Source organism: Streptomyces sp. AA1529, assembly GCF_000280905.1.
In the GTDB taxonomy this organism is placed as follows: Bacteria; Actinomycetota; Actinomycetes; order Streptomycetales; family Streptomycetaceae; genus Streptomyces.
This window is the reverse complement of sequence record NZ_ALAP01000086.1, coordinates 1-6,989: the sequence shown is the minus strand read 5'-3', so window position 1 is coordinate 6,989 and position 6,989 is coordinate 1. Positions and strand designations below refer to the sequence as shown.

Annotated in this window: 7 protein-coding genes; 3 read left to right on the top strand and 4 right to left on the bottom strand. The window is 68.3% G+C overall.

The genetic code is table 11. The features are described 5' to 3' along the window. The coding region (locus A949_RS0125110) for an SCO3933 family regulatory protein (protein ID WP_019358804.1) at window positions 1–304 on the bottom strand (304 nt) is incomplete at its 3' end. Window positions 305–462: 158 nt separating this feature from the next. Here A949_RS0125110 and A949_RS35915 point away from each other — a divergent pair. Continuing rightward, window positions 463–936 carry a GntR family transcriptional regulator gene (locus A949_RS35915; RefSeq protein ID WP_019358803.1) on the top strand — a complete coding sequence of 158 codons (474 nt, stop codon included), beginning with the start codon at window positions 463–465 and terminating at the stop codon, window positions 934–936. 1,238 nt (window positions 937–2,174) lie between these two features. On the opposite strand, the gene A949_RS0125100 is transcribed toward A949_RS35915, so the two are convergent. Together A949_RS0125100 and A949_RS0125095 are read right to left on the bottom strand one after the other, a co-directional pair. Further along, the gene (locus A949_RS0125100; RefSeq protein WP_237735900.1) at window positions 2,175–2,594 is read right to left on the bottom strand and encodes a hypothetical protein; all 420 of its coding nucleotides are present in this window, start codon (window positions 2,592–2,594) and stop codon (window positions 2,175–2,177) included. A gap of 229 nt (window positions 2,595–2,823) precedes the next feature. Next, window positions 2,824–4,029: a helix-turn-helix domain-containing protein gene (locus A949_RS0125095; RefSeq protein WP_019358801.1), complete on the bottom strand. Its 1,206-nt coding sequence runs from the start codon at window positions 4,027–4,029 to the stop codon at window positions 2,824–2,826. Between the two features lie 114 nt (window positions 4,030–4,143). Here A949_RS0125095 and A949_RS0125090 point away from each other — a divergent pair, with 114 nt between their 5' ends. Next, window positions 4,144–4,620: an NUDIX domain-containing protein gene (locus A949_RS0125090; protein ID WP_026005013.1), complete on the top strand. Its 477-nt coding sequence runs from the start codon at window positions 4,144–4,146 to the stop codon at window positions 4,618–4,620. Window positions 4,621–4,946: 326 nt separating this feature from the next. On the opposite strand, the gene A949_RS0125085 is transcribed toward A949_RS0125090, so the two are convergent. Continuing rightward, window positions 4,947–6,206: a helix-turn-helix domain-containing protein gene (locus tag A949_RS0125085; RefSeq protein WP_019358799.1), complete on the bottom strand. Its 1,260-nt coding sequence runs from the start codon at window positions 6,204–6,206 to the stop codon at window positions 4,947–4,949. A gap of 123 nt (window positions 6,207–6,329) precedes the next feature. Here A949_RS0125085 and A949_RS0125080 point away from each other — a divergent pair, with 123 nt between their 5' ends. Then, on the top strand, window positions 6,330–6,746 hold the full coding sequence (locus tag A949_RS0125080; RefSeq protein WP_019358798.1) for an ATP-binding protein: 417 nt from the start codon (window positions 6,330–6,332) through the stop codon (window positions 6,744–6,746). The last annotated feature ends 243 nt before the right edge of the window (window positions 6,747–6,989 follow it).

Here is a 6,989-nt window from a genome sequence, read left to right as displayed (position 1 = left end):
GGTAGGCAATGCCGTCGGAGAGCTGTCCGTTGAAGATTCGGGCCCACGGGATGGCGAACAGGTCCACCGGCCGGACCGGGACGCCCAGGTTCAGCCCATCGGGCAGGCCCGACTTCGAAATGGTGATCTTCATCTGCTCCGCGCGGCCGTCTTCCATGAGGAAGACCGTCATCGTGAACAGGTCCTCACCGGTGTCACGGTCAGTAGCGATCTTGCCGGTCTCCTGATCCGCGATCTTCGGTACCGGCAGCGTGCCGACCATGAACATCGTGGACGGCAGCAGCCCCACGCGAATGCGCGCCATGTCTCAACTTCCCTTCTGGTTCACCGGGGTGGATCGCCCGGCGGAACACCCACTCTCATCTAGCTGGGCTAGCTCTGTCAAGCGAACTAGCTATCTGTGTTGAAGGGAGGTTGCTGGTTGTCTGTGATAGGTGGGCTAACCCGGGCTACCCTTGGGCCATGACGCCGCCGCCCCACGACACGCGCCCGCCGTACCAGCAGGCCGCCGACGAGATCCGGAAAGAGATCAAGTCGGGCAGGCTCAAGCCGGGTGAACAGCTCCCCTCGCACCGGGAGCTACAGGAACGATTCGGCGTCGCCAACATGACCGCCCGCAGTGCGCTGCGTGTCTTGCGCGACGAGGGGCTGATCTACACCGTTCAAGGGCGCGGCAGCTACGTAGCCGACGCCGTCGTCACCCAGGACGGGGGAGTGGTGGCGGTCATTGAAGCCAAGAGCCCCAAGCGGCCCGAAGCAGCCAAGGAAACCGGAGGGCCAGCGGCTCCAGACCCCTCCGAAGCCACCGGCCCCTATGCCGAAACACTGATCGCCATTCGCGACCAGTTGCGAACGCTGAACGCCGAAGTCCAGGCGCTTAAGCAGGACGTCGCAGAGATGAAGGAGGAGCGGGGGCGGGGGCACAAGATTCGCTGAGGTCTGCGATCTCCGCGCGCACGTACTCCACCTCTTCGCGGAGACGCCGGGTCATCGAAGCGATCTCCACCAGAAGCGCGTGTTCCGACTCGTTCAGCACCCAGGCTCCCCCTGTCTCCGACCCTCCGGGGCTGCACTCGGGCTGAGTGTCGCCTGCCCGGCCTATGCCGTGGACGTGCGCTTCGTGCATTGCTTCCCTTTCGTGCAACGTGCTCAGCGGAGTTGGGTGAATCGTGAGACCGGCCGAAGCGCTCAGGGCCGGAGCTGTTCAGAGTTTCCTTACTGGATCAAGGCGGGCCGCTGGCGCGGCCCGCGCGCGCTGGCGGCCCAGGGCCGCCGCCCGCTCCTGTCTCCGCCCCGCTCGCGTCGGCCCCGCCCCGCTCAGCGCGCAGAACCGCCCAGCCATCCAGCCGTCCGGCATGAAACGTCTGCCTCCGGCCGCATTTGGCAGGCCACTCAGCACCGGTGAGCACGAGGACGACCAGGCGCACGATGCCGCCCGACCAGGTGGGGCAGGCGTGGCCCACGCCGACAAGGCCCGTGGTGCGGCGCCAAGTCTCGCTGCGGTCTGCGGGCCGGTCCCGCGGCCCCGAAGTGGCCGGCTGAGGCTCCGCGAAGGCGTCCGCGGGTCAAAGATCGAGGACAGGAAAGTGTGGTTGAGGTAGGTGGGTGGCTGAGGAGAACACGTGCCGGTGCTCGGACGCCTCTCCCGCCGTCGTGGCTGACCTTCCCCACTTGAGGCATCAGGGAGACCCGTACGACAGCCCCGGGCAGCCCCGCTTTCATGCTCGATCCCCGTGGTGGCTCGCATGGCTCAAGTCCTCTCTGGGCGCGCTGCGTTCAACTGGCCGAGACAGCGTGCGAGAGCACGACGAACGCCCCGGTACCATCGGCACCAGGGTCCTGAACAGGGACTCTCCGACCGGACCGCCCGCGTGCTGCCAGGCTCAGGGCGGTCCGGTCTCAGTTGTATGGGTGATTCCGGAAGCTTCGGCGCGTGAATCAGTGCAGGCGTGGAACGCCGCGGAGACCGCGGGAACTTGGCTCTTCTGCAACCTGTGCGGTGGCGACGTCCTCTGAATCCGAGTCCGGCAACGTCATGTGGGGAGCATCCACGGCGTGGGCAGAACTGTCCGCGACCATCACTCCCAACAGAGCCAGGGTGGCGACCGTTCCTACGCCCCACAGGGAGGACAGGACTCCATCCACCGAGGCCCGAGGGAATACGTGACGGCCACTCACCGCGACGCTCCGCTGTCGGCCATTGTTGCCAACGGCGCCCACGAGAAGCGGACCTGAACTCCGTACTCGGCGAGGTGCTCCATCTCGGAGTACCTCAACTCGTGATGCGCAGAGAGGCAGTTGGGCCACCGCATAATGACCGCGTCCACTTCGTCACGCTCGGCCAGCTCCCGCACACGCACCCAGCCCGCGCGATTCTGCGGATTCGGATCGCCATACGGGTCTGTGATCTCCGCAACGATGTGAAAGTCGCGCTTGCTGGCGAAGTCGCGTCCCTCCTGCTCTGCCCGTTCCTTCGCGAGTCCGGGGCTGCCCTGGCTGCGCTCCGCGCAGATGTAGAGAACGGCCGGGGTGCTGGTCCTATGCATGTCGAGCCTCCTGGTCATGGCGATGAGACCGCATGCCGCAGCGGCCATAGGCGAAGGCAACTGGTCGCCAGGTAGCCATGGACCAACATCGAGATGCGGGCAACGCCGACCGCTCGGGCAGAGCCGTCCTGATCGTTGCTTTGATCTCCGCTACATCCACCGGTCTGCCATCCTCCCGGCGCTTGGGTGCCGTGAACGGGGAGACCGTAGAGGCTGAAAGAGGGGCTGACCCGGAAGAAAATTCCGGGTCAGCCCCTCAGAGTCCGAGTGGAGCTTGTTACTTGAGAGCGCCGAGGTTCAAGGCGAGTTCACGGACGTCGTGGCGCCGGCTTCGGCCGTGCAGCCGCCGTGCCAGGTCTCGGGCGAACTCGTGCGTCTTCATCTGCTCGGGGGCGGTCTTGAACGCCCGCTTTAGGTGATCCGCTGCGTCGTCGGTGCGGCCAGCTTCGCCGTAGGCCCGAGCCACGTCAAGACGCGCCCGTGCCCGCCGCTCCACCGGCAGGTTGCGACCAGGCCGCACACCGGGAGCTATGTCCACGGCCAGTTGCACGTCCTCGAACTCAAGCGCCGCAGCCAGGCGGTGAATCTCGACGTTCGTCGGGCCGAAGGAGGTCCACATCATGTTCGCGTCGGCCCCAAGCCGATCCGCGGCCTGTTGGGCCTGTCCAATCATGTCGTCAGCCGTCGACCGGTCGCGCACCCGCGCCGCAGCAACAGCCCCGTTCAGGAAAAGCGTGCCGTACAGCGACAGCGCGGTTGGTGAGGTCGTCCACCAGCCGCGCGGGAGGTCGTTGGCAGCGTTCTGTGTGACATTCACGGCCTCCGACGCCATTCCGGCGCCGAGCTGGACATGCGCCACGCAGCGTCGAAGCGCCAGCATGATGCCCGGGTCCCCGGTTTCGTTGGCGGCAACGTCGCCTTGGTCGGCCGCCGTCCAGGCGAGGTTCGTTTCGCCCAGCTTCCGGAGAAACGCCGCAGTGGCGTGACAGGTCAACGCGAAGAGCTTGAGTGCTTGGAGCCGATCCGGCCCCGAGGCGTGCTCGTGGGTGGCCAGACGGGCGTCTGCCAGCAGCGTGGGAAGGCGCGCGGCCAGTCGGGCGTACGCCGAGGACTGGTATAGGGCCCAGACCTCATCCACCTCCACAGCGAGACGTTCCAGCCGGAGCGGCTCCCGCCCGTCGTAGAGGGAGCCGGCCAGCCGTCGGGACTGCATGAGCGCGGCTCGGATGGCAGGAACACTGCCCTCGTGGGTGCCGTGGTCTTCCAGGAGCGTCGGGGCGCCTTGCAGGTCTTCAACGTGTACGCGCAGGGCCCCCGCCAGGTCCGACAGCATTTTGACGTTGTTCACCGGAATCCGGCCGGACTCCACCCGGTACACCCAGTCCTCGGAGCGGTTCAGCAGCTCACCCAGTTGCCACTGATGCAGGCCACGACGCTCCCGGTAGAACCGCACGCGCTTGCCGAACGGGAGATGGTTTGCCATGCCACGCACTGTGTGACCCCCTCACTCTGTGAGCCCGAGTCTCACATGCGTAGCCGTGTTGCGGCAGGTGAACGCCCCACTCACGCCACCGCGCACGGTCAGTAGGCTCATGCCATGCCCGAGAACGACCATGAGCAGCGGATGACCCGGCCACGCATGGCATCAGGCGCGCTGTTCTTCGACGCTCAGGACCGCGTTCTGTTGGTCCAGCCCTCGTATAAGCCGATGTGGGAGGTCCCCGGCGGGTACGTCGAGACGGGCGAATCCCCCTTGGCTGCCTGCCGACGAGAGGTCGAGGAAGAGCTGGGCATCACACCGCCCATCGGCTCCTTGCTGGTGATCGACTGGGCGCCGAACCCCACCGAGGGCGACAAGGTGCTGTACGTCTTCGACGGTGGCCGCCTCAGCCCGGACGCCACAGCTTCGATCAAGCTGGCCCCGGACGAGCTGTTGGCCGCAGAGTTCCATCCTGCCGAAGACCTCGATCAGCTTCTGATCCCCAGGCTTGCCCGCCGTGTGAAGCGTGCCGTCATTGCCCGTGCGCAAGGCCACCCCGCCTACCTCGAACATGGCGAGCCACCAGCGGCGTAGCCACGGCAGAGCCCTGTTCGAGCCACCGATTCTGACGGCAGTGGTGACGGCAACGACGGCAGCCGACGACTGACAACCGCCCTCCCCGGCGCACGGTTGACAAGCTTACGGCGAGCATCAGCGCACCCTTGCCCGAAGCTACGGATCAGAAGGTTGCAGGTTCGAATCCTGCCGAGCGCGCAGCAAGCGAGAGCCCCGCTCCGGATCATCGGAGTGGGGCTCTTTCGTGTGTCATGCGGCAGCGAAGTGCGGCGAGCGCGTCGGCCCTCAGCGCGTACCCGACAGCTCGAACATGCGACCCGCCCGGGTTTCGCTCACGCTGCTGCTCACGGCCGGGTGAGCAGCAGGTGTCCATGGTCGGCCAGTACCTCGCGGGCTTCGGGCACGTTCTCGTGTTCCTTCAGTCGGTGGAGTACCGTCCGCGCGCGCTGCGCCGTGCGTTCCGAAGAGAGGTCGCCGGAGGTGTCGATTACGCGGCGGGCCTCTTCGGCGGCCTGCTCGGGCTCGTTCGCGTCGGCGAGAGCCACGGCCAGCCACGACCGGTAGAGGGCGACCTCCCGGGCGTGGGTGGCTTCGTAACGTCCCAGCACGTCCCGGAGCAGGGGCACCGCGCGCAGTGGACGCCGCAGCTCGGTGAACACCCGGGCGTCCATGACCTCCAGTTCCTCGCGGTTCACCCAGTACGCCCACGAGGGCGCGGGAGGACTGTTCGTGGAATCCAGGGCAGCATGTGCCTGGCCGAGCGCTCGCAGGGCCGGCTGTGATTCGCCGACGCGCGTGTGCGCCCACGCCACGCGGTCCAGGAACAGGGCACGTGTCGCAGCCGGAGCATCCTGTCCGGCTTCTGCCACGGCCGCCCTCGACAGTTCCAGCCCCTCCCGGGGCCGGTCGCTGTTCGACAGGTGGTAGCCGAGGCTGCCCGCGAGCTGTGCCACCAGCACGGCGTCGCCGGCCTGGCGAGCGGCCGAGATGCCGAGTCGGTAGGCGCGTTCCGCGTCCTTGCCGCGACCGGCGTCCGAGGCGATCCATCCGGCGATCTGGCCCAACTCTCCGATCTGCACCAGCAAGCCGCGCCCGGTTTCCTCGGAGTGCTCGGACTCGCGGTACAGCCGGATGGCGGCGCGCAGTTCGCGGAAGGCGGGGACGATGAGGTCTCCGCCGGACAGCACATCGTCCGCGAGCCGGAGGCCGTGCACCCGAGCTGCCAGGGCGGCCACTGTGGTGGCGCCGATCCGCCGGCCGCAGGGGGTGGTCAGCGGCTCCAACACGTCCATTCCGCCGGGCAGTAGATCCGCCAGGGTGCTTGCCACTCCGGGGAGAGCGGCCTGGCCATCTCCTCGCGCGTAGGCGGCTGCCTGCTCCAGCTCATGCAGCGGCGTCCCGAGCACCTGGGCGAAGGCGGACAGCCACGCATCCGGGACGCGTTCCCCGCGCTCCCACCGGGAGACTTCGTGCCGTGTGATCGATTGGGCACCGAACACAGCGCACAGCGCAGCGGCGAACTGCCGCTGGGATCGGCCGGAGTGCCGCCGCAGGCAGGCGAGGTAGGCGCCGAATTCGCGCCGCCGCGCCGAGGTGTTGCTCATGACGGGCTCCCTTCCGTATTCAGTGTGGCCCCTCCCTGGCCCCCTGGTTGGCTCCTCCGCCCCCTCGCTTCCCCCGATTGCCTGAACGTACAGCGCCGGGCCGATCCGAGGAAGAAGACCGACATGCCGCAATCCACGACGTGGGCCCGCCAGGCCGGGCACCCCGGTTACAGCCGCACGCTGTCGCGCGCGCTCTCGAGCGCCGCGACCGCGCGGCGTCTGACGTACACAGCTCTTTCGTGCTGGGGTCTGGACGAGTTGGCCGACGACGCCGCCTTGGTCGTCTCCGAGCTGGTGGCCAACGCCGTGCAGCATGCTCGGCGCGAGTCGATCCGTGTGGTGGTGGAGCGGACCGGCCTGCGGACGGTGCGGGTTGCCGTTGCGGACTTCTCCCGGGCGCGGCCCGTGGCACGCGCGGTGGGCGAGGGGGACGAAGACGGGCGGGGGCTCGCGCTCGTGGAGGAGCTTGCGGTCGGCTGGGGCGCGGACGAGCGGCGGTGGGGGAAGGTCGTGTGGGCGGAACTTCAGGCAGCGGGATGAGCAGCGTGAAGCCTGGGCCCTGGGGCGTGCTCCGGCCCGTGGGCAGGGCGTCCGGCGGTGCGGGCAGTTGCGGGGCGCGGGCGGGCGTGCGTCGGCTGGGTGCGCCGCGGCTCCGGCTGGGCGGGCGAGGGGGACCCTCTGGCGTCGTATGGCAGACGTGTGCGGCAAGCGCGGCGGGCGGCCGGTCAGGGGGCGGTCAGGGGGCGAAGAACATGGAGACGTCCGTCCGGTCGAAGCGGTGGG

Bases quoted from the DNA above. Each gene is read 5' to 3' on its own strand.
- A949_RS35915 (WP_019358803.1), top strand. From the start codon at position 463: ATGACGCCGCCGCCCCACGACACGCGCCCGCCGTACCAGCAGGCCGCC.
- A949_RS0125100 (WP_237735900.1), bottom strand. From the start codon at position 2,594: ATGGCCGCTGCGGCATGCGGTCTCATCGCCATGACCAGGAGGCTCGAC.
- A949_RS0125085 (WP_019358799.1), bottom strand. From the start codon at position 6,206: ATGAGCAACACCTCGGCGCGGCGGCGCGAATTCGGCGCCTACCTCGCC.
- A949_RS0125090 (WP_026005013.1), top strand. From the start codon at position 4,144: ATGCCCGAGAACGACCATGAGCAGCGGATGACCCGGCCACGCATGGCA.
- A949_RS0125095 (WP_019358801.1), bottom strand. From the start codon at position 4,029: ATGGCAAACCATCTCCCGTTCGGCAAGCGCGTGCGGTTCTACCGGGAG.
- A949_RS0125080 (WP_019358798.1), top strand. From the start codon at position 6,330: ATGCCGCAATCCACGACGTGGGCCCGCCAGGCCGGGCACCCCGGTTAC.